This window comes from Terriglobales bacterium, from assembly GCA_035651995.1.
Classification (GTDB): domain Bacteria; phylum Acidobacteriota; class Terriglobia; order Terriglobales; family Acidobacteriaceae; genus DASRER01.
The window spans coordinates 289,058-311,172 of sequence record DASRER010000002.1 but is presented as its reverse complement, the minus strand read 5'-3'; the positions used below and the strand labels follow the sequence as shown (position 1 = coordinate 311,172).

The following is a 22,115-nucleotide window of genomic DNA, read 5'->3' as shown; positions in this document are numbered from 1 at the left end:
TTACCTCCCCGACGCCGTCCCCGCCCGCATTCCCGCGCCCGACAACGCCAAATTTTCCGCCAGCCCCGGCGAGGCCAGCGGCGTCTGCTGGCTGTTGGTGGCCTTCTGCACTTCTTCGTGGACGTAGTGGAACAGTTCGCCCGCGGTCACGGTGCCATCGTGGTTGGCGTCGGCTTCGCCCTTCAGCCCGCGCAGCACGTACCAGGTGAAGACGCCGTGTCCGCCGCCCCACTTCGGGTCTTCCTGCGACTTTTCGCTGACGTCGCTGGCGGTCATCACCGCGCGCTGGCCTTGCGCCGACGTCGCCGAAAGATATTCGTTGATCAGGTTGTTGGCGTTGGCCGGGCCCGAACGCCGTCCCATGATGCCGAAGCTGTGGCAGCTGTCGGCAATGAGCACCACGCGCTTGGCTTTGACGACTTCGGTCAGGATTTTTGGCAGCTCGGTCATGGGGATGGCGGTGCCGCCCATGTCGTCGGGCTTGGTGTCGTAGGTCAGCAGATACAGGTTGCGGCGATCGTTGGGATCGGGCGAGCCGTGTCCCGCGAAATAAATCACCACCACATCCTGCGGGCGAGGCTTGGTCAAGAATGTCCGCAGTGCGCTGAGCACGGCCTGCGACGTGGCGTCTTCGTTGAGCAGGAACCTGATGTTGTCGCGCGGGAAGTTGCCGCCGTCGGGCGACATCAGGAAGTCGCGAAAAGCCGAGGCGTCGCGATCGGCGAATTGCAGGTTCGGCAGGCCGGGCCCCGAGAACTGGTAGTGCGAGACGCCGACCACCACGGCGTATTTCTCGCCGCCCGGTCTTTCCGGCGGGCCGGCCTTCGCGCCGGCGCGCATGACGGTTGGCTTGCCGCCCAGTTGCAGCAGGAACGAGGCGTAGTGGTAGCGCTCGTACGGGTCCTTGTATTCGATCTCGATGGCGTTGCGCCCGGGGTGCAGATCGAAGCCGGCGCGGCGCTTCAAATCGAAGATGCACACGATCTCGTTGGGCACGCTCTTGCAGTCGCTCACGCCGCCCGCCGATTCGGTGTTGATCTTCGACTTGATGCTGCCGTAGTCCACCTTGCTCTGGTCGCGCTCCAGGTGGATGGTGAAGTAGCGCAGCGCCGGCGCGGGCAGTTCGGCGGCGGTGTTGCCCTGGACCTTCATCGCCGGATCGGGAATCTCCATCCAGATTTCGTCGCCCGGCTCGGCCGGAGGCGCGGCCGAGCGCAGCAACGGGACGAGCGCGAGCATGACGAGGATCCGCAGGCGGCGCATGGAGGCGAAATCGTAGGCAACGCCGGCGGCGGCTGTCAACGGCGCTCGAAAGGCCCAAACACGAAGGACGCAAGGACACGAAGGCGCACAAAGGAAACCCAACAACATGTGGGCCGCGGGTCTACTTCGCTGCCGTCTTCTGCCGTCTTGGCAGCGAATCCATCCAGAGGCGATAGACCAGCTCGAACAGCTCTTTGGTCTTCTCGGCCTGGCGAAACTTCGCCCGGTTTTCGATCGGGCCGGCGGGCGCGCCGGGGTCCTGCTCGTACGCGAAGAAGCCCAGGCTGCGGCCGGGAATTTCCAGGCGGCAGCCGGCGTACTCGCCCGGCGTGCTTAGCGGCGACGAGGTCCACCAGGCCGTGCCCATGGAGCGTGAGAGCGACTTGATGTCGTCGATGGGAATGTGGAACACGTCTTTGCCGTCGCTGGATTTGTAATCGAGCGCTTCCGCCGTCACCGTAAGGATGCCGTTGCACGCGCCGGCGGCGTGCTGGTGCAGGGCGTAGTACTGCACCGGAAATTTGGGCAGCTCGGCGCGGAGCGCCTTCATCATGACGAAGACCTTCGCCGTCGCGCCGGGCGCGACCTGCACCTGCTGCTCATGGTCTTCGTAACCGGGCCGCGTGAGCGTGACCTGGTGGGCGCCGGGGGTGACGCCGGTGAGTGTGAGCGGCGATTTGCCCACGCCTTTGCCGTCGAGGAAGACCTCGGCCTCGCCCGCGTCAGCCTTGATGCGGATCGAGCCGGTATCGTCGGCAAGCGCCGACACCCGCGGCAGAAGAGGAAGAAGAAGAAGGATGGAAAGCAGCATGCGCGGCATCGCCGGCCTCCCGCTTATACCTTGTTGTCGGCCATTTTTGTCTTCGTCGCCTGGCAGGCCTTCTCGATCAGCGAGTTGATGCCCTGCTTCATTTCCTTTTGATCTTCGGCCTGGAGTTTCTGCAGGTCGCCGGAGAAGCCCACCTTCTCGAAGATTTTTTCCTTCCAGAGTTTGCGGCCCGTGGCGCGGTCGAGCATGGTGACGTAGGCCAGGACCTCCATGCGGTCCTTGGCGAGACCGGTCACCCATGCGCCGAAGCCGACCACGTCAACCACGAGCACGCGGTCGGCTTTGGCCGACGACACCATTTCCGGCGTGCGGTGCTTTTCGTCGGCGAGCCTGGCGGCATCGAGCTTGTCCTCCGCCTCGGCCGGGCGCCACTTGTAGCGCGTGTCGGCGGCGAGCATGGTCATGAACTCGTCCTGGATGGCGCCGCGAAGGTCGTATCCCTGGATCGGCAATGTCTTCTTCTCGAACTTGTTGTAGAAGACGCGATACTTGGCGTCGATGACGGTGAGGTCGTTGCTTTGCAGGTTGAAGACAACGGCAACCTGCGGCTGCGATTGCGCCTGCAGCGGCAAAACAGCGCATGCCAGCGCCATCAGCAGGAGCATGGTGGTCAAGGTTGGGGCGTGCGGGCGGCGGGCCGACGAACCGAATCCCATGGCCGTTCCTCCTCAATAAAAATTGCCGGGCCGCTATCAATGAAGACGCCGGGAAGGTGGCCGTGGAATGGATACTCGGCGCACAGGGTAGCACGAATGTGGCGGGAAGTGGACAACAAAACCTGCGCTACGTGCACAGCAAGACGAGACTTCCTCGTCGGCGGCACGCTATTGCCTGTCGGCTGGGCGCCTAAGGACTCGCCATTCGTTGGCCTGGCCCCACGCGGGCCTTATACGCGCCCGCTGCTCACAGCGCAATCCGCAATGAGCTCCGGCTTTGCTTTGTGACTTCTCCTGCCTTCCTTGGGCCGCGCCGGTTGACAAACCTGCGCTGGCGACCGCACCCTAACCGTTCGCCCCAATGAGTCCCCGCACTCAACCCGCCCGCCCGCCCGCCGCGCCGGCTGGGCGCGTTGCCCTCAGCACCTGGAAACCAGCCCTCATGTTGAGGGCTTTTTTCATCTGGCTTTCCACCAGCCGCTGGCTGCGCGCGCTGGCCGAGCGCTCCGCCGTCGGACAGCGCATGAGCCGGCGCTTTGTGGCCGGCGAGACGATTGAAGACGCGCTCGCCGCCACGCGCGCCGTCAACCGGCTGGGCATGTCGGTGAGCCTCGACAACCTGGGTGAGAACGTCACCAGTCCCGGCGAGGCGCGCCGCAGCGCGCAGCTCTATCATCAGCTGCTCGACGCCATCGCCGCCGGCGAGCTCAACGCCAACGTCAGCCTGAAGCTCACCCACATGGGGCTCGACGTGGACGAGGCGCTGGCGCGCGAACTGGTCTCCGGACTGGTCGCCAAGGCTGCGGCGCAGCAGGGCCCGGGCAGCCAGGACCCTGCCCGTGCCGCCTTCGTGCGCGTGGACATGGAGGGGTCGGCCTACACGCAGCGCACGCTCGACTTTGTCCGCGAACTGCACCGGGGCCTGGGTCAGAACGGGAAAAGCCACGCGGGCCGCGTGGGCGCGGTGATCCAGTCGTATCTGTATCGCAGCGAGAAGGATGTCGAGCAGCTGCTCGCCGACCGCATCCGCATCCGCCTGTGCAAGGGCGCCTACAAGGAGCCGCCCGAAATCGCCTTCCAGAAAAAATCGGACGTGGACGCGAACTACGTCCGCCTCATGAAGATGCTGCTCAAGAGCGGCGTCTACCACGGCATCGCCACGCACGATCCGAAGATGATTGAGGCCACCATCGCCTTCGCGCGCGCCGAAAAAATTCCCCCCGACGCCTTCGAGTTCCAGATGCTCTACGGCATTCGCCGCGATCTGCAGAAATCGCTGGTCGAGCAGGGCTGGAGGATGCGCGTCTACATCCCGTTTGGGACCCAGTGGTATCCATACTTCATGCGCCGCCTGGCCGAGCGGCCGGCCAATGTGTTCTTCCTGCTGAAGAACCTGTTTCGGTGAGACCGCGCTTAGCATTGCGCAGTTGGCGCTTGGCCGTGAACGTCCAAAGCTGCCCACGGAAACGCAAGGGCTGACCACGAAGGAGGGCGGTGGTTGCTCCGCGGGCGGCCCTCCACGGCCAAATGCTAATTGCTAAGTGCTGATTGCCGCCTGCAAGGGCGCACTACTTCTGTTCGGGGGTGCTCCGCTGCGGCTTCATGCGGCTGGGAGGCACGCCCAGTTCGAGCGCGTCGGAGATCATCTGGCGCTCCTCGTCGGAAAAGGACGAGCGGAAGCGGTCGGACTGCATGACCCGCTGGCGCTCGGCCGGGTCCATGCGATTCAGCGCCGCGAAGGCGGAGTGGATCTGCTGGCGGCGATCTTCGGGCATCGTCCGGAGCCGATCGAAGATGCCATGGGCACGGTCGCGCTGCTCCTGGGAGAGGTGCTCCCACACTTCCATGCGGTTCAGGATGCGCTGCTGCTCCTCGGGCGTCTTCTGCCCGAATTTCCGCAAGGCCTGGCGCAGGCGCTCCTGGCGTTCCGCCGGAAGCGCGCGGAAGTTGGGGTCGCTGTCGAGGGCCTTCTGCTGCTGGTCAAGCGGGAGATTGCGATAGCGCCGCAGCCAATCGCCCGCGTGCGGGCCGGGCCCGCGCAACGGACGCTCGCCCTGGGCGGACGGCGGAACAGCGTTATTCTGCGGACGATTTCCGGGCGCCTGCCACTGGTTCGCCTGCCAGCGCCCCGCGGCATTGCGGCGATGGCGCTCGTCGCGCGGCCGGTCGTCGGCACGCTGCGGGCGCTGCGCCAGCGCGGGCGCGGCCAGCGAGGCGGCGACAAGCAGTATCGAGATGGGACCGAACTTCATGTTAGAAAAGCGCCCTTTAGCCATTGGCCCTTGGCTTTTAGTTAAACCCGGGACTTACAGCTTCACCTGCGTCGCCGCTTCGGCAAAACAGCTAAGGGCCAAAGACCGACAGCCAGAACCTAACAGCTAAAAGCCATGCGCCAATGGCCCTTTGTGCTACGGATTCGCCTGCGCCACTTCGGCACCGTTGATGTCGTCGAGCAGGTCGAAGTCGGCGTACAGGTCCTGGTTCTTGTCGAGTGCCTGCAAATCGGCCACGGCAGTGCCGGTGTGCACGATCAGCGGCTTCTCCGGCTGCTGCCCTCCCTTGTTCACGTTGAACAGCGTGACCCCGGCGGTGACCAGCAGCGCCATGGCGCCGGCCAGCACCGTACGGCGGCCGGCAAGCGTAAACGGCGAGAAGGCATCGCGCAGCCATTCGCGAAGGGTGCGCGGTTGGGCTGCTTCGTCGCGCAAGCGCGCCTTCAGCCGCGACGCAAAGTACGGCGAAGGCTCCGGCGCCTGCCACTCGTCCATCAGCGACAGGGTGGCGCGCATTGCCCTGAGCTCGCGGGCGCACTCGGCGCACGAACGCAGGTGCTCTTCCGCTGCCGGCGAGGCTGTGCCGCTCAGCAGCTCGAAAATCTCTTCGCGTACTTGTTTGCACTTCATGACGCCACAAACTCCTTCAGCCGCTCGCGCAGGGCCTCGTACGCCCGGAACAGCAGACTCTTGGTGGCCGACTCGCTCAGGTGCAGCACCTCGGCGATCTGCCGGTAATCCATCTCCTGGTACTTGTGCATCAGCACCGCCATGCGCTGGCGCTCGGGCAGCGCATCCACCTGCTTGCGGATGGCGGCCATGCGCTCCCGGCGCAGCATGGCTTCTTCCGCCGTCATCGCCGCGTCGGCCACGTCGGGCGCGATCCCGGTTTCCGGATCGGGCTCGTCCAAACTGATGGCGTTCTCGGCGCGCTCGTGCTTGGTATCGCGCGCGTGGTTCACCGCCAGGTTGGTCGCGATGCGATACAGCCAGGTGGTGAACTTGGCGTCGGCGTTGTACGTCTGCCGCGAGCGATACACCCGCAGAAAAACTTCCTGCGCCAGCTCTTCCGCCAGCGCCTGGTTGTGCGCCATGCGGAACATGAACCCGATCAGCGGACGCCGGAACTTCTCCACCAGGTAGTCGAAAGCGGCATCGTCGCCCGCCTTGACGCGCAACATCACGTGGGCGTCGCTGAGGGAGTCGTAGGCGACAGGCACAGCCGCGCGACCGCGTGCTGGACGAGCCAGCCCCGCAACCGCGTCCCCGGTCACGGCCACGCTGCTCACACCTCTACTAACCCCCGTCCGTGCTGAAAGTTGTGCGCCCTCAGGCTCTTGCGCGGACGGATTTTGCGGCGCCGGTACCCGGGGCAATTTGGCCGATTCAGAGCTCATGGGAGGTAGCTGGTAGCGCCATCCTCAGGGCTGAATTCTACATGGAGCTGGATGCAGAGCGGCTGCCCGGAAAGCGATTTGCCCTCAGCAGCATTCCTTGCCCTGCAGGGCCCGCACTCCCTCGCGCGCGATCAGCGGAACCATGGCAAGACCGGCCACCGGGTCGGCCCACCACCATCCAAGCAGCGCGTTCAGCAAGAGGCCGGCGAGCAGGATGGCGGAGAGGTAGGCACAAATATCGGTCTGGCGGGCGTCGGCGCGCATGGCGCGGCTTTCCAGGTCACGCGCCACGCCGCGTTTGGCGCGCGCCAGGACCGGCATCACGATGAGGGAAACAATCGCCACGGCGATGCCTAGGCGGCTCGCCTCGGGCGCGTCGCAGCGCACCAGGGACTGAACCGAATCGGCCAGGACATACAGCGCCAGCGCCAGGAAGCAGATGCCGACCGTGCGCAGCGCCATCCGCTCGGCGGTTTCGCGGCGAAGGTGGTCCTGGTACCGCAGGCGCCAGATCAGTGCCGAACCGGATGCGACCTCGATGACCGAGTCGAGGCCGAAGCCGAGCAGCGCAATGCTGCCCGCCAGCGCGCCGGCCGCAACCGACGCCGCGCCCTCGGCCAGGTTCCAACCGACGGTCAGATATTCGAGCTGGCGTCCTCGGGCGACCGCGTCCGACGGCATCTCCCACCGGTCCTCTACTGGGCATTATCGACCCACACCAGGAACGGGCCCAGCACAAACGCCACCAGCGCTCCGACCGAGTAGAGAGCGGCGGAAGTCCAGAGAATGACGCGGGTGGCGCGGGAAGCCGTGGCGCAGGTCCCGGTGTTGCCGCCGGGTTCGCAGGCGGGAGCCGGCAGGCGCGGGACGATGGCATAAACGTAGATGAAATTGCCGGCGATCAACGCGCCCGCCGCGCCAAACACTGTTCCTTTGTGCTGCGAAAGACTGACCAGCCACGGCGCGGCGGAGAGTACCGAGGCCACCGTCGCCCCCAATCCGAAAAGGATCAGCAGCGACGGCAGCGCGCAGCAGAGCAGCGTGCCCAGCGAGGAGAACAGCGACAGATACCTCAGCCAGAATCCGCGTTCGGGAGCCTGAACCGCCGTTGTGCTCATCTCATTTCTCCGTCACTGTCTGGTAGCGCAGCACATCGGGCGTCTTGCCGTTGGGGACTTCCGGCACGGTGCCGGTCACCTCAACGTTCTTTCCGGGCGCGATGGCCGGGGCGCGCGCGTCGGCAGGCGCCAGCCGCAGCCGCTCGCTGCTGCCGCTGACGCGCAGCCAGGTCCCGCCCTCGCCGCGCTCGGTCACTCCGCCCACAATCAGCTTCGAGCCTTTGATCGTGAAGCCATTTTTCTCGATCGCGCGCAACAGCTGCTCGTAGCGCACGGTGTTGCCGGGCTTGAAGGTGGCCACGGCCAGGCCTTTGCTGAGGCTGACGTCGACCGAATCAACGCCGTTGATGTTTTTCAGTGCCACGCGCACGGCGTGGGAGCAGACGCCTCAATCCATGCCGAAGACGCTGATCTCGGCGCGCCGCAATTCGGCGCGCGCCGAGGCTGCCGCAAGCATCAGGACCAGAACAAGCGATAGCTTCTTCATTGCCGTTCCCTTTCAGTGCGAATGAGTACGCGGAAAATGGAAGTAGCTCAGGTTAATCACCAGGCGCGCGCGTTCGCGCGCGTGCAGGGGGCCCGCGTCGCGGAAGAGCGGAAACTGCACGCCTCCCGAAACCGCGAAAAACTTGTAAATTCCCAACACGCTTGGCCCGAGGAAGATCACGCTGGCATCGCTGCCCGGCAGCGCGGCGCCGGAGCGTCGCGTCAGGCCGGTGTGCTCACCGGTCAGCTCGGCGAAGACGCGCCAGTCCCAGGCGTGGCGGTCGGCCCGCCACGACGGCGGACGGTAGCCATAGACGAGGGTGGCGGAGTAAACGTCCGGCCGGCGATCGCCGCCGCGTTCGGCGAAGCTCATCAGCCCGCCGCCCAGCCAAACATAGTGGCTGCGCGAGGCGACGCCTGTCGCCGCCCAGGCATTGATGCCCGGCGCCCAGTGAATGCCGCGGAACATCCCGAAGCTGTCCTGCGGGCCGGGCGCGACAAAGCCGACCGAGGCCGTGCTCTCGAAGCGGCGTCCCACGGCGTTGGCATTGTGGTGGAAGCGCCACGCCATGTTGCCCTGATATTCGCCGCCCGACATCATGCTCATGGGCAGCGAGCCTTGCTGGATCAGGCCGGGCGCGACGAGCGAAAGCTGGAAATGAGGCGTCACCCCGTAGCTGATCATGGATTTCGCCGCGGTCTGCGAGCCCGAGTCGGCGCTTCGCCCGAAGATGCCGAAGTCGAAGCTCGTCTCCCCCTGCGAATTCACCGGCGTGGCGAAGCCAAAGACGGGACCGTGACCCGAGGCCTGCGCCACTGGCGCCACAAAGCAAAGGATCGCCAGCACGACTGCAAAACGAATGCGCATACGTTCTCCTTCGTGAAATGGCAAAGACACCAAGCCGTTCACGCGGAAAAGCGAGCGCGGTTCAGATGCGCAGGATTGTGAAGAAGCCGGACGCGCCGGGTGGGGAGTGTGCCGCCGCCATTGTTACCTGGAGACCCGCTTCCGCCGCAACCGGCTGCGCTTCAGCGGCGGCCGGCAGCGCGGCGGAAACCGGCGGGACTGCCGTAACCACATCGGCGCGCAGGAACGGAGCGGAAGCGCTCATCTCGGTGCGGCAGCAGGAGTGCGCCGCATTCCGCGTGGAGCCGCATTGATGCGCCATGCGCTGGCAGCAGGCGTGTTCCGTGGCGGTGAGCTGCGCGGCAGGAACGAGGCAAGCCATGGCCGGGGCGGCGATCAGGCCAAGCAGAAGCACGGCCGCGGCAATCCGGCGGAGGCAAGGCATCGATGAGGAATTCTATCTGTTTTTGCGCGGCGCGAACAACACCGCTCAGGCGCAGCGGCGCAGCACGCCGGGAAGCTCTTCGGGCCGGCTGGCCAGCGAGCCGTCGGCGCGGCGGCGGAACAGGATGCGGTGATCGCGAAACGACAGCAGGAGCCGCTCGGCGGAGAATTCGTACTCGGCATCAAGACGGCGCGCACCCCACAGCGTGATGCGCGCCGCGCCGTCGCCGAAGAACTCAACGACAAAGGTCCCCACCGCATTCTGGTAGCGCCCGAACGGTTCGGCCGCCATTTCCGGCGACGCCGGCGGAAACCGGAGATGCCTTGCCTGCCTCAGCATGATGATCGCTGAAATGGAGACGCAGCAAGCCACGTCTCTACGTGAATGAACCACCCTCCAAAGCGGCGGGCGCGCACAGGAGACCTGAGGGTCAATCGCGCACCCGCCGCTCGTTGCACTCCGTTGCCGGACTGCAACCGAAAGACGCGACCGTGCTGCGAGCGGCGGCAAGCAGCCTCGATCGCGTCCATCGAACCGAACCGGGACCCTGCTTCGGCATGTCTTCAAAATTCTGAGCGCGTTCGCCGGCCAGATCAGCAGCGCCCATGGGCTGAATTGCCGCAAGCGGCAGTTGCGCGCCCGTTCTGCGGGTGCTAGGCTTTCGCCTCCCCACAGCGCAAGCAAAACTCCGCCGGTTGCCGAGCGACCTTGGGGGAGCCGCTCATCCACTTCGCATTACGTCGGAAAGCGCAAAAAACCGTCATGGGTCTTCAGGACACGGCGACTGGCAGAGCACCGGGGGGAGCGGCGGGCGAGTCGCCGGAGGAGCGGCGTGAACTTGACCTCCTGTTTAGTGTTACTTACGAGGAGCTGCGGCGGCTGGCTTCGAGCGTGCGCCGGCGCGACCCCGGGGCGACGCTGAGCCCCACCACCCTGGTCAACGAAGCCTGGATCAAACTGGCCAAGTCGCCGCGCTTCGCCGCCACTTCGCGGCTGCACTTCAAACGCATCGCGGCGCGGGCCATGCGCCAGGTGCTGATCGAAGCGGCCAGGCGGCGGCACGCCGGCAAGCGCGGCGGCGCCGAACTGGCGCTGGTTACCTTCGACGAATCCACCGATGGGAGCAGGAGCCCTGCCGCGGTGGCGGCCGCGGCAGGGCAGGACCTGCTGGCTCTGGACGCCGCGCTCGACGAGCTGGCAAAGCTGCATCCGCGTCAGGCCATGATGGTGGAAAGCCGCTTCTTCGGCGGGCTCGACATCACCGAAACGGCGCAATTGCTCGACGTCTCGGAAGCCACGATCCAGCGCGACTGGCGCGCCGCCAAGGCCTGGCTGGCGCACGAACTGCGGGGAACGCGATGAGGCAGTTGCCCGTTGTCGGTCGCCAGTTATGAGTTGCGAGACTCTGGCAGCTGGCGACGGGCAACCGGCAACCGACAACTGCTAAATGGACAGCGCGCGCTGGCAGCGAATACAGACGTTGTTTCACGACGCGGCTGATCTTCCCCCGTGTGAACAGGAAGCCTTTCTTCGCGTCGTCTGCCACGACGACGAAACCCTGGTTCCCGAAGTGCTCGCCTTGCTGCAGGAAGACGCGCGCTCTTCGCTGCTGGATAAAGGCGTCTCGCATGTGGCCGAGGCCGTGCTCGGCCCGGTCACGCTGCCCTGCAGGGAATTCGGGCCGTATCGCATCCGGGAGGCGCTGGGCGAAGGCGGCATGGGCGTGGTCTACCTGGCCGAGCGGCAGGACCTGCACAGCCTGGTCGCCATCAAGCTGCTGCGCGACGCGTGGCTCTCGCCGGCGCGCCGCGAGCGTTTCGCCAGCGAGCAGCGCACGCTGGCGCAACTGAACCATCCCGCCATCGCGCGCCTCTACGACGCCGACACGCTTCCCGACGGCACGCCCTGGTTCGTCATGGAGTACGTGGAGGGGGTGCCGCTCACCGAATACTGCGCGCGGCACGCGTCGCCGCTGCGCCAGCGGCTGCAACTGCTGCGCGCGGTGTGCGAAGCGGTGCAGTATGCGCACTCCAGCGCCGTCATCCACCGCGACCTGAAGCCCTCCAACATTCTGGTGAAAGCAGACGGCTCGGTCCGCTTGCTCGATTTTGGCATCGCCAAGCAGATCGAGACGCTGGAAACTCCGCAGTCTGTGCAGGCGACCATGACTGGCCTGCGCCTGATGACGCCGGCCTACGCCGCGCCCGAGCAGGTCCGTGGCGAGCGCGTGGGCGTGCACACCGACGTGTATTCGCTGGGCGTGATTCTGTACGAGCTGCTCACCGGACGCCTGCCCTTTGATCTCTCCCGGCGAACGCCGGCCGAAGCCGAGCAGGTGATCGTCAGCCAGGAGCCGGAGCGCCCGTCGGCCGTCGCGCGAAGGGACACAAGTGTGGGCGCCCCGCCCTTTCACCCGCCTTCGGGAAAGGGCGGGGATTCCAACTCTTCGAGCGGCCCGCTCCAGCGCTCCGTTGGCTTGAGTGGGCGTGTGGCTTTGTCAGCGGTTTCGGCGACCAAGGCCGAATGGTCCGATCTCGACGTCGTTTGCCTCACGGCAATGCACAAGGATCCGCAGCGGCGCTACCGCTCGGTGGAAGCGCTGGTGCGCGACCTGGACCACTTCCAGCGCGGCGAGCCGCTGGAGGCGCGCCCCGAGACGCTCGGCTATCGCGCCGGCAAGTTTGTGCGCCGCAATCGCAACGCGGTTGCGGCGACAGCGCTGGTCCTTGCCGCGGCAATCGCGCTGGTCACGTTCTTCACCGTGCGTCTCACGCGCGCGCGCAACCAGGCGCTTGCCGAAGCGGCGCGCGCCGGGCGCACGCAGCGCTTCGTGCTGAACCTGTTCCAGGGCGGCGACGAGGCCGCCGGCCCGGCTGACAGTTTGCGCGTCATCTCGCTGCTCGATCGCGGCGTGCAGGAGGCGCAGGCGCTCAGCCGCGATCCCGCGGCCCAGGCCGAGCTTTACCAGACCCTCGGAACGATCTACCAGAAGCTCGGCAAGTTCGATCGCGCCGAGTCGCTGCTCGGCTCCGCGCTCGACGAGCGCAAGCGCCTCTACGGCGCCGACAGCGCCGAAGTTGCCGAGACAACCGTGCTCTTCGGCCTGTTGCGCGCCGACCAGGCGCAGCTTCCGCAGGCCGAGCAGCTTGTCCGCGACGGACTGGCGATGGCGAAGCGCCGCCTGCCGCCGAATCATCCGGCAATCGCGCGCGCCGATGACGCGCTGGGCAAGGTCCTGGAAGAACGCGGCTCCTACGACCAGGCCATTGCCGTGCTGGAAGACGCCGTGCGCCTGCACTCCAGCGGCGGCGCCATGACGCCGGAGCTGGCCGACAGCCTGGCGCACCTGGGCAACAACCACTTCTACGCCGGCCACTACCAGGTCTTTGACTCCATCACGCATCGCGTGCTCGACATGCACAAGCAGCTCTACGGCGAGCGGCATCCCAGCGTCGCCGAAGACCTGATCAACCTGGGCGCGGTGCAGCACGAGTACGGGAACTACGCGCAGGCGGAGAAATATTTCCGCCAGGCGCTCGACATCAACCGGGCCTACTACGGCAAAGAACACTACAAGACGGCCTCGTCGCTCACGCAGCTGGGCCGGTCGCTGGTCTTCCAGGACCGCTTTGACGAAGCCACCGCGGTGCTGACCGAAGCGCTCGGCATCCAGGAGCACGTCTTCGGCAAAGTGCATCCCAAGGTGGCTTCGGCGCTGAACGACCTGGGCAACGCCGCCAGCAAGCAGGGAAAGTACGCCGCCGCGGAGCAGTACTTCACGCGCGTGCGCGACATTTATCGCACCGTCTACAACGGCAGGCATTACGTGATCGGCATCGCCACGTCGAACCTGGCCAGCGTCTATCTTGCCGAGAAGGACTACCAGCGCGCCGAGGCGCTCTTCCGCGAAGCCCTCCAGATGTACGCGCGGACCCTGCCCGACGGACACCTCAACGTCGGCATCACGCGCATCAAGCTGGGCCGCACCCTGCTGCGCGCGGGCCGCGTGGCCGAAGCCGAGCGCGAATCGAAGCTGGGATACCAGATCGTGGGCCGGCAGACCCTGCCCACCGTCACCTGGCTGCAAAACGCGCGCCAGGACCTGATCGAGGAATACGACGCCCTCAAGCAGCCGGACCAGGCGCAGCATTTCCGCGACGAACTGGCGAAGATGACGGCCACGCTGGCGGCGAAGAAATAGCGGTCATGCGGCGCGGGTAAAAGCGGCGGCCATCTTAGGAACAATGGCGGCGGAACGGGTCCGGCGCGAACCGCTCGCCGCCTTGCGTGTCCACGTCAGATCCAAAGTCGAGCGTGAGGGAAGGGTTTGCAGCCGGCTCGGCGGCGCCGGCGGAAAGATCTCCGCGCTCGGCGTCGCTCAGGCGGTCGCGGATATAATGCCCGCGTCGAACCGTCCTGGTCCCGTCGTGGGACGGCTTACAGCGGAGGCCTATGGGTGCAAACGGCCTGGTTCCGATCGACACCGCGGCCGGGCAGCGCCGCGACGCCTGGTGGCTGGAGGTGGCAGCCGTCATCATCGGCCTGGGCGCCTTTGGTGTGTACGCCACACTGCGGGCCTTCGAGGGCGCCTATTTCCAATGGGGGCCTTACCTCTCTCCTTTTTATTCCCCACTCATCGACGTCCACCATCGCTACTGGCCCTTTTCCCCGGCCCTGCTCATCCTCGGCGGCCCGCTCGGCTTTCGTGCTACCTGCTACTACTATCGCAAGGCGTACTATCGTTCGTTCTTCTTCGATCCGCCAGCCTGCGCGGTGAGCGAACGCGCCGGCCGTCAGTACCGCGGTGAAACCCGATTTCCTTTTCTCCTGCAGAACCTCCATCGCTATTTCCTGTACCTGGCGCTGGTGTTCATTGCGTTCTTGTGGCACGACGCCGTCAAGGGCTTTTTCTTTGACGACGGATTCGGCGCCGGCCTGGGCTCGATCGTGCTGCTCGTCAACGTCGCGCTGCTCACGCTCTATCTGCTGTCGTGCCATTCCTTGCGCCACCTGCTGGGAGGCAGGGTCGATTGCTTCTCCTGTGCAGCATCCGGTCAGCGGCGCTTCTTTGTTTGGCGCCGCCTTACGTCACTCAACGAAAACCACATGCTTTTCGCCTGGCTGAGCCTGTTTTCTGTTGGCTTCGCCGATCTCTACGTGCGCCTTGTGTCCAGTGGCGTGATTCGTGACCTGAGGCTCTTGTGAGCAGAAAGTACGAGACGCACGAACACGACGTGCTCATCATCGGGGCCGGCGGCGCGGGCTTGAGCGCGGCGATTGCGGCGCTGGCACAAGGCGCCAAGGTGGGCGTGGTGTGCAAATCGCTGCTCGGCAAGGCGCATACGGTGATGGCGGAGGGTGGCATCGCCGCCGCCTTCGGTCATGTAGACCCCGGTGACGACTGGAAGACACACTTCCGTGACACCATGCGCGGAGGCAAGTTCCTCAACAACTGGCGCATGGCGCAAATTCACGCCCAGGAATCGGCGGACCGCGTCCGCGAACTGGAGCAGTGGGGCGCCCTGTTTGATCGCACCTCGGACGGCCGCATCCTGCAGCGCGCGTTCGGCGGCCACACCTTCAAGCGCCTTTGCCACGTGGGGGACCGCACCGGCCTGGAAATGATTCGCACGTTGCAGGACCGCGGCGTGCGCCTGGGCATTGACGTGTACATGGAGTGCGCCATCACGCGGCTCTTCGAAAATGGTGAGCGCATCACGGGTGCTTTTGGTTACTGGCGCGAACAGGGACGCTTTGTCGTCTTCAGAGCCAAGACCATCGTCCTGGCGACCGGCGGAATTGGCCGGGCCTGGCCGGTTACTTCCAACTCCTGGGAGTACACCGGCGACGGGATGGCATTGGCCTACGACGCGGGCGCCGAACTGATGGACATGGAGTTCGTCCAGTTCCATCCGACGGGAATGGTATGGCCGCCGGGCGTGCAGGGACTGCTGGTGACGGAGGCGGTGCGCGGCGAGGGCGGCATCTTGCGCAACAGACTCGGCGAACGCTTCATGGAAAAATACGACCCGAAGCGCATGGAGCTTTCCACCCGCGACGTAGTGGCCCGCGCCATCTATACCGAGGTGAAAGAAGGACGCGGCACCGAGCACGGTGGCGCCTTCCTCGATATCTCGCACCAGCCGCCGGAAGTGGTTAAGCGCAAGCTTCCCAGCATGTATCACCAGTTCCTCGAGCTGGCCGACGTGGACATCACCAAGGGGCCGATGGAAGTCGGACCGACCTGCCACTACATGATGGGCGGCGTGCGCGTGGATGCGGAGACCGCCGAGTCCACCCGCAAGGGGCTGTTTGCCGCCGGCGAAGTGGCGGCCGGCCTGCATGGCGCGAACCGATTGGGCGGCAACTCGCTCTCGGATTTGCTCGTATTCGGCCGCCGCGCCGGATTGGCGGCCGGCGAACAGGCAAAGTCGGTTGCTTATTCCACGGTGGACGATGCCCAGGTGCGCGATGCCGAGCGAGAGATGCTGGCGTTCTTCGAGCGCCCTGACGGTGAGAGCCCTTACACGCTGCATCGGGAACTGCAAGAAACGATGCAGGCCCTGGTTGGGATCTTTCGCGTGGAAAAAGACCTGGAAGAAGCCCTGGCAAAGATCGAACAGTTGAAGCAGCGAAGCCGCCGGCTCGGCTGCGATGGATCGCGCCTCTTCAATCCCGGCTGGCACCTGTGTCGGGACCTTGGATCGATGCTGACCGTGGCGGAGGCGGTCACGCGCAGCGCCCTGGCGCGCCGAGAGAGCCGAGGTGCACACAGCCGCATCGACTATCCCGAACCGGACGCCGTTTGGGGCCGGCAGAACAACATCATCTTTCGACAAAACGGCGCGATGGCGCTGCGCCAGGTCGCAACCGAAGAAATGCCTGTCGAACTGAAGCAACTGGTCGCAGAAGAAAAGGGAGCGAAGGCTTAGGGATGGCCGAGGCGGTCTTAAGCATTCTTCGAGGTTCGAACGAGGGTAGGCAGCACGTGCAGTATCGCGTGCCGGTCGCTCCCGGCATGGTGGTGCTCGACGCGCTGCACTACGTCCAGAGCCACCAGGCGCCCGATCTGGCTGTGCGCTGGAATTGCAAGGCAGGCAAGTGCGGCTCGTGCTCGGCGGAAGTGAATGGGCGGCCGCGCCTGACGTGCAAAACGCGCATGGACTCCCTGCCGCAGGACCAACCCATCACGATTGCTCCCATGAAGTCGTTTCCGGTGATCAAAGACCTGGTCACCGACGTGGGATGGAATTATCGCGTGAACCAGAGGATCGTGCCCTTCCAGCCGCGCGCGGGCGCGGAGTGGAAGGTGTACCAGCAGGATGTCGATCGCGTGCAGGAGTTCCGCAAATGCATTGAGTGCTTTCTCTGCCAGAATGTCTGCCACGTCCTGCGCGATCACGGGAAGCAGGAGCAATTCGGCGGACCGCGCTTCTTCGTGCGCGTTGCCGGCCTGGAGATGCATCCGCTGGATGGCGCCTCCCGTCTCCGGCAGCTGAAAGACGATCTCGGCCTCGGCCTGTGCAACATCACCAAGTGCTGCACCGAAGTGTGCCCGGAAGGAATTGCCATTACCGATAACGCCATCATCCCCCTGAAAGAGCGTGTAGTCGACGAGTTCTACGATCCGCTCTTGCGCCTGGTGCGCGCCATCAGGCCCAAGCCTGCTACTGAAACCTGACGGAGGAACGGCCATGCCGTACACCCTGAAGACCATTTCCGCGGAAGGCATCGCGGAGGCAAAGTCGAAGGCCGAGCTGTATCGTCTGCTGAACGAACCGGAAGAGGCCGAATCCATCTGCTACGACGTGCTGGCCGTTGATCCGGAAGACCAGCAGGCGTTGCGTCTGCTCGGCCTGGCAATCACCGACCAGTTCAAAGGCGATCTCTCGGACCGCTACGCCGAGGTGGAGAGCGTCTTCGGCCGCCTGCGTGACCCATATGAACGCCTCTACTATCGGGGCATTCTCAGTGAGCGGCGCGCCAAGGCACAACTCAACGCGGGGCGGCCCCCTTACGGTCTGCTGACCGTGCTGGAAGAGGCCCTCCGCTGCTACGAGGAAGCTGAGAGAATCCGCCCCCGCGGCAATGACGACGCCATTCTGCGTTGGAACCGCTGCGTACGCCTGATCCAGGGCCGCCCTGAGTCAGACTGGCATCCGAAGTCCGAGCTCGTCGACATCGGCGGGGCTTGACCGGAATATCGCTCTACGCGCTGGTCGAGGGCCGCGTTCCTGCTGATCGAAAGCGGCGGAAAATGACCCGGGAGAATTTCGCACGTCAGACTGTATGGCGGAGGGAGAGGGATTCGAACCCCCGGTACCCTTTCGGGTACAGCGGTTTTCAAGACCGCCCGTTTCGACCGCTCACGCATCCCTCCGGGCCGGGTACGCAGTAGTTTAGCAGCGGTCGAAAGCGGATTACCTGCCGCACTGCGCGGCGCCGGCATCGAGCGCCAGGTTGAGCTGTAATACGTTCACGCCCGGCTCGCCGAGAAATCCCAGCTGCCGATTGCGCGTGCATGAGCGCACGAGCGCGGCCAGTGACTCGGTTGTCATGTGCCGCTCGCGGGCCACGCGCGGTACTTGGAATTCCGCTGCGGCGATTGAGATCTCGGGGTCGAGTCCTGACGCGGACGCCATGACCAGGTCGGCAGGGACCGGAGTGTCCGGATTTTCGCGCTGCAAGCCGGCCACGTTCGCCCGCACGCGTTCCACCAGCCGGGCGTTGGTCGCCGCGTAGTTGGTTCCGCCCGAGTTGGCGGCGTCGTAGCCGTCGCCGGCCGCCGACGGACGCGGATGGAAGTATCCCGGCCCGGAGAACTGCTGTCCCAGGATGCGCGAGCCGATCAGTTGTCCGTTGCGGTGCAGCAGTTGCCCGTTCGCCTTGTCGTGAAACAGCAGTTGCGCCGCGCCGGTCACCGCCAGCGGATACACGATGCCGAGCAGCACGGTGGTCGCCAGCGTCATCCAGACCGCAGTCAGAAGCTGCCGTTTCATGCCAGTCCTGTCCGCGTGATCACAAGATCGATCAGCTTGATGCCCACAAACGGCGCCACCAGCCCGCCCAGTCCGTAGATGAGCAGGTTGCGGCGCAGCAGCGCTTCCGCCGGCATGGCGCGATAGCGCACGCCGCGCAGCGCCAGCGGAATCAGCGCGATGATGATCAGCGCGTTGAAGATGACGGCCGAAAGCACCGCCGACTGCGGGCTCGCCAGCCGCATGATGTTCAGCGCGTTCAGCACCGGAAATGTCCCCGCGAACATCGCCGGGATAATGGCGAAATACTTTGCCACGTCGTTGGCGATGGAGAACGTGGTGAGCGCGCCGCGCGTCATCAGCAGCTGCTTGCCGATCTCCACGATTTCGATCAGCTTCGTCGGATTGGAATCCAGGTCCACCATGTTGCCGGCTTCTTTTGCCGCCTGCGTCCCGGTGTTCATGGCCACGCCCACGTCGGCCTGCGCCAGCGCGGGCGCGTCGTTGGTGCCGTCGCCGGTCATGGCCACCAGCTTGCCGTTCGACTGCTCGCGGCGGATCAGGTCCATCTTTTCCTTCGGCGTGGCCTCGGCGAGGAAGTCGTCTACGCCGGCCTCGCGCGCGATGGCGGCGGCGGTGAGCGGATTGTCGCCGGTGATCATCACCGTGCGGATGCCCATCGAGCGCAACCGGTCGAAGCGGTCCTTCATGCCCCCTTTGACGATGTCCTTCAGGTGAATCACGCCGAGGACGCGCCCGCGCTCGGCCACCGCCAGCGGCGTTCCGCCGGAGCGCGCGATCTCGTTCACCATCACCTGGAGTTCAGTGGAGATGGCCGCGCCCGACGCCGCCAGGTACTTGCTGATCGCATCCACGGCGCCCTTGCGGATCTCGCGGCCGTTCATGTTGACGCCCGACATGCGCGTCTGCGCGGTGAACGGCACGAACTCGGCATGGAGCGACGCCACGTCGCGTCCGCGCAGGCCGTAGCGCTCCTTGGCGAGCACCACGATGCTGCGGCCTTCCGGCGTTTCGTCGGCCAACGACGAGAGCTGCGCCGCGTCGGCCATCTCGGCCGCCGTTACGCCCGCCGCGGGAATGAACGCGCTCGCCTGCCGGTTGCCGAGCGTGATCGTGCCGGTCTTGTCGAGCAGCAGCGTGTTCACGTCGCCGGCGGCCTCCACCGCGCGCCCCGACATGGCGAGCACGTTGTGCTGAATCAGCCGGTCCATTCCGGCAATGCCGATGGCCGGCAGCAATCCGCCGATGGTCGTCGGGATCAGGCACACCAGCAGCGACACCAGCACGAACACCGTCTGCGGCGAGCCGGAGTAGATGGCGAACGGCTGCAGCGTCACCACCGCCAGCAGGAAGATGATGGTCAGCCCCGCGAGCAGGATGTTCAGCGCAATTTCGTTGGGCGTCTTCTGCCGCTCCGCGCCTTCCACCAGCGCGATCATGCGATCCAGGAACGTTTCACCGGGATTCGACGTGATGCGCACGCGGATCCAGTCCGACAGCACGCGCGTGCCACCGGTCACGGCCGAGCGGTCGCCGCCGGCTTCACGGATCACCGGCGCCGATTCGCCCGTAATCGCCGACTCATCCACCGACGCGACGCCCTCGATGATCTCGCCGTCGCCGGGGATGAGTTCACCCGCCGAAACCTGCACAATGTCGTCCACGCGCAGTTTCGAGCTGGCCACCTGCTCCATGCCGCCGTCGGGCGTGAGCCGGTTGGCCAGCGTTTCCGAGCGCGCTCTGCGCAGCGTTTCGGCCTGTGCCTTCCCGCGGCCCTCGGCCATGGCTTCGGCGAAGTTGGCAAACAGCACGGTGAACCACAGCCACAGCGTGATCTGCAGATTGAATCCGAACTGCGGCGCAGGCGCGCGCAACAACAGGGCGCTGGTCAGCACGCTGCCCGCTTCGACCACGAACATCACCGGATTGCGCATCATGGTGCGCGGGTTCAGCTTGCGAAACGAATCCGCCGCCGCGCGTCCCACGATGCGCGCGTCCCACAAACCGCGTTGTCGCGTGCCGCTCATCAGAATGTTTTTCCCGCGTGCATCAGCAAGTGTTCAAGGATCGGCCCCAGGCTCAGCGCCGGAAAAAAAGTGAGCGCGCCCACGATGATGATCACCGAGCACAGCAGCACGCTGAACAGCGGCGTCGTCACCGGAAACGTTCCCGCCGAAGGCGGCACGGCCTTCTTGCCCGCCAGGTTCCCCGCGATCGCCAGCATCGGAATGATGATGAAAAACCGCCCCACCAGCGTGGCGATGCCGATGGTGACGTTGTACCAGTGCGTGTTGGCGTTCAGTCCGCCGAACGCGGAGCCGTTGTTGCCCGTGCCCGACGTGAATGCGTAGAGCATCTGCGAAAGCCCGTGCGGGCCGGGATTCGAGATGCTGGAGGCGCCGAACGCCGGCGAAACCGCCGAAATCGCCGCGAACACCAAAATCGTGAGCGGGAAAATGAGCACGGCGAGCATGGCCATCTTCACGTCGAAGGCCTCGATCTTCTTGCCCAGGTATTCGGGCGTGCGCCCCACCATCAGCCCGGCGATGAAGACCGTGAGCACCACGAAGATCAAAATTCCGTACATCCCCGCGCCCACGCCGCCGAAGATGACCTCGCCCAGCATGATGTTGGTGAGCAGCACCAAGCCGCCGAGCGGCGTGAACGAATCGTGCCAGGAGTTCACGGCGCCGCAGCTCGCGTCGGTGGTGACGGTGGCGAAGAGGGCGGAGTTGGCGATTCCGAAGCGCACTTCCTTGCCTTCCATGTTGCCGCCGGACTGCATCGCCGACGCGCGCTGGTCCACGCCCGGCAGCAGCGGATTGCCCTTCGCCTCCGACCAATAGGCGACGCTGACGCCGGCGAGAAACAGCGCCGCCATGGCCGCCCACACCGCCCAGCCGTGGCGCCGCGAGTTGGTCATGTGGCCGAGGGTGTAGGCGAGGCCGGCAGAGACGGCGAAAATCGAAACCAGCTCCAGGAAGTTGGAAAGCGGCGTGGGGTTTTCGAACGGATGCGCGCTGTTGGCGTTGAAGAAGCCGCCGCCGTTGGTGCCGAACATCTTGATCGCTTCCTGCGACGCAACCGGCCCCTGCGCGATCACCTGCTCGGTGATTTGCCTGGTTGCCGCTTTGCCGTCAGCGTCAGTGCCCTGCACGGTCTGCGCCTCGACCACCCGGGCGTGGTCGTAGGCGCGCAAGTTCTGCACCACGCCTTGCGAAACCAGAACGAGCGCGAAGACGAACGCGACCGGCAGCAGGATCCACAGCGTGGCGCGCGTCATGTCAACCCAGAAGTTGCCGATGGTTTCGCGCTCGCGCCGCGCGATGCCGCGAATGAAAGCGATCGCCAGCGCGATGCCCGCCGCCGCCGAAACAAAGTTGTGGTAGGCAAGCCCGGCCATCTGGACCAGGTAGCTCACCGTCGTCTCGCCGCTGTAGGCTTGCCAGTTGGTGTTGGTGGTGAACGACGCCGCCGTGTTGAATGCCAGGTCCGCCGGCATCGCGCCGAACTTTTGCGGATTGAGCGGCAGCAGAGCTTGCCAGCGCAGCAGCGCGTACAGCGCCAGCATGGAGACCGCGCTGAACAGCAGCATGGCCGTGGCGTACTCGGTCCAGCGCATCTCTTCATCTTCCCGGACGCCGGTCACGCGATACAGCAGCCGCTCCACCGGCCGCGCAACCGGGTCGAACCAGGTGCGCTCGCGCTCGAACACGCGCGCCATGTAGCTGCCGAGCGGCTTGGTTACCGCCAGCACCGCCAGCAGGAACAATCCGATCTGGAACCACCCGTTCGCCGTCAT

The 22,115-nt window shown here is 65.5% G+C and carries 21 protein-coding genes, 1 tRNA gene and 1 pseudogene; 7 read left to right on the top strand and 16 right to left on the bottom strand.

The features are described from left to right. The 3 genes from VFA60_01560 to VFA60_01550 form a co-directional block, all read right to left on the bottom strand. Window positions 1–1,302: a caspase family protein gene (locus VFA60_01560; protein ID HZQ90460.1), complete on the bottom strand. Its 1,302-nt coding sequence runs from the start codon at window positions 1,300–1,302 to the stop codon at window positions 1–3. A gap of 82 nt (window positions 1,303–1,384) precedes the next feature. Continuing rightward, window positions 1,385–2,083: a PEGA domain-containing protein gene (locus VFA60_01555; protein ID HZQ90459.1), complete on the bottom strand. Its 699-nt coding sequence runs from the start codon at window positions 2,081–2,083 to the stop codon at window positions 1,385–1,387. 14 nt (window positions 2,084–2,097) lie between these two features. Further along, on the bottom strand, window positions 2,098–2,748 hold the full coding sequence (locus VFA60_01550) for a hypothetical protein (GenBank protein HZQ90458.1): 651 nt from the start codon (window positions 2,746–2,748) through the stop codon (window positions 2,098–2,100). Window positions 2,749–3,190: 442 nt separating this feature from the next. On the opposite strand from VFA60_01550, the gene VFA60_01545 reads away from it, so the two are divergent. After that, window positions 3,191–4,153 (top strand): proline dehydrogenase family protein, encoded by a 963-nt coding sequence (locus VFA60_01545; GenBank protein ID HZQ90457.1) that lies wholly within the window; start codon window positions 3,191–3,193, stop codon window positions 4,151–4,153. 163 nt (window positions 4,154–4,316) lie between these two features. On the opposite strand, the gene VFA60_01540 is transcribed toward VFA60_01545, so the two are convergent. The 9 genes and pseudogenes from VFA60_01540 to VFA60_01500 form a co-directional block, all read right to left on the bottom strand. Beyond that, window positions 4,317–5,000 carry a DUF3106 domain-containing protein gene (locus VFA60_01540; GenBank protein HZQ90456.1) on the bottom strand — a complete coding sequence of 228 codons (684 nt, stop codon included), beginning with the start codon at window positions 4,998–5,000 and terminating at the stop codon, window positions 4,317–4,319. Window positions 5,001–5,156: 156 nt separating this feature from the next. Then, window positions 5,157–5,651, bottom strand: a complete 495-nt coding sequence (locus tag VFA60_01535; GenBank protein ID HZQ90455.1) for a hypothetical protein — start codon at window positions 5,649–5,651, stop codon at window positions 5,157–5,159. Continuing rightward, entirely contained in the window at window positions 5,648–6,241 is a 594-nt protein-coding gene (locus VFA60_01530) for a sigma-70 family RNA polymerase sigma factor (protein ID HZQ90454.1), read from the bottom strand. The genes VFA60_01535 and VFA60_01530 overlap by 4 nt, the downstream gene beginning before the upstream one ends. Window positions 6,242–6,502: 261 nt before the next feature. Next, the gene (locus VFA60_01525; GenBank protein ID HZQ90453.1) at window positions 6,503–7,099 is read right to left on the bottom strand and encodes a cation transporter; all 597 of its coding nucleotides are present in this window, start codon (window positions 7,097–7,099) and stop codon (window positions 6,503–6,505) included. A gap of 14 nt (window positions 7,100–7,113) precedes the next feature. Next, a complete protein-coding gene (locus VFA60_01520; protein HZQ90452.1) occupies window positions 7,114–7,536 on the bottom strand; it encodes a hypothetical protein in 423 nt (140 codons plus the stop codon). 1 nt (window position 7,537) lies between these two features. Beyond that, a pseudogene (locus VFA60_01515) lies at window positions 7,538–7,909 on the bottom strand (heavy-metal-associated domain-containing protein). Window positions 7,910–8,035: 126 nt separating this feature from the next. Then, a complete protein-coding gene (locus VFA60_01510; protein ID HZQ90451.1) occupies window positions 8,036–8,890 on the bottom strand; it encodes a hypothetical protein in 855 nt (284 codons plus the stop codon). 61 nt (window positions 8,891–8,951) lie between these two features. Further along, entirely contained in the window at window positions 8,952–9,314 is a 363-nt protein-coding gene (locus VFA60_01505; protein HZQ90450.1) for a hypothetical protein, read from the bottom strand. 45 nt (window positions 9,315–9,359) lie between these two features. Continuing rightward, window positions 9,360–9,605, bottom strand: a complete 246-nt coding sequence (locus VFA60_01500) for a hypothetical protein (GenBank protein ID HZQ90449.1) — start codon at window positions 9,603–9,605, stop codon at window positions 9,360–9,362. Window positions 9,606–10,022: 417 nt separating this feature from the next. On the opposite strand from VFA60_01500, the gene VFA60_01495 reads away from it, so the two are divergent. From VFA60_01495 to VFA60_01470, 6 genes are all read left to right on the top strand, one after another. Next, entirely contained in the window at window positions 10,023–10,676 is a 654-nt protein-coding gene (locus VFA60_01495; protein ID HZQ90448.1) for an ECF-type sigma factor, read from the top strand. Between the two features lie 85 nt (window positions 10,677–10,761). Continuing rightward, entirely contained in the window at window positions 10,762–13,515 is a 2,754-nt protein-coding gene (locus VFA60_01490) for a serine/threonine-protein kinase (protein HZQ90447.1), read from the top strand. Between the two features lie 251 nt (window positions 13,516–13,766). Continuing rightward, a complete protein-coding gene (locus VFA60_01485) occupies window positions 13,767–14,519 on the top strand; it encodes a succinate dehydrogenase (protein HZQ90446.1) in 753 nt (250 codons plus the stop codon). Further along, window positions 14,516–16,246, top strand: coding sequence for an FAD-binding protein (locus tag VFA60_01480; protein ID HZQ90445.1), 1,731 nt, complete (start codon window positions 14,516–14,518; stop codon window positions 16,244–16,246). The genes VFA60_01485 and VFA60_01480 overlap by 4 nt, the downstream gene beginning before the upstream one ends. Before the next feature lie 2 nt (window positions 16,247–16,248). Further along, a complete protein-coding gene (locus tag VFA60_01475) occupies window positions 16,249–16,995 on the top strand; it encodes a succinate dehydrogenase/fumarate reductase iron-sulfur subunit (protein HZQ90444.1) in 747 nt (248 codons plus the stop codon). Between the two features lie 13 nt (window positions 16,996–17,008). Beyond that, on the top strand, window positions 17,009–17,509 hold the full coding sequence (locus VFA60_01470; protein ID HZQ90443.1) for a hypothetical protein: 501 nt from the start codon (window positions 17,009–17,011) through the stop codon (window positions 17,507–17,509). 95 nt (window positions 17,510–17,604) lie between these two features. Here the strand turns inward: VFA60_01470 and VFA60_01465 are convergent. The 4 genes from VFA60_01465 to kdpA form a co-directional block, all read right to left on the bottom strand. Continuing rightward, a tRNA-Ser gene (locus VFA60_01465) sits at window positions 17,605–17,694 on the bottom strand. A 40-nt stretch (window positions 17,695–17,734) separates the two neighbouring features. Continuing rightward, the gene (kdpC, locus tag VFA60_01460) at window positions 17,735–18,313 is read right to left on the bottom strand and encodes a potassium-transporting ATPase subunit KdpC (protein HZQ90442.1); all 579 of its coding nucleotides are present in this window, start codon (window positions 18,311–18,313) and stop codon (window positions 17,735–17,737) included. After that, complete coding sequence (kdpB, locus tag VFA60_01455) at window positions 18,310–20,340, bottom strand: potassium-transporting ATPase subunit KdpB (GenBank protein ID HZQ90441.1); 2,031 nt, start codon at window positions 20,338–20,340, stop codon at window positions 18,310–18,312. Before kdpB ends, kdpC begins: the two co-directional genes overlap by 4 nt. Beyond that, the gene (gene kdpA / locus VFA60_01450; protein ID HZQ90440.1) at window positions 20,340–22,115 is read right to left on the bottom strand and encodes a potassium-transporting ATPase subunit KdpA; all 1,776 of its coding nucleotides are present in this window, start codon (window positions 22,113–22,115) and stop codon (window positions 20,340–20,342) included. Before kdpA ends, kdpB begins: the two co-directional genes overlap by 1 nt.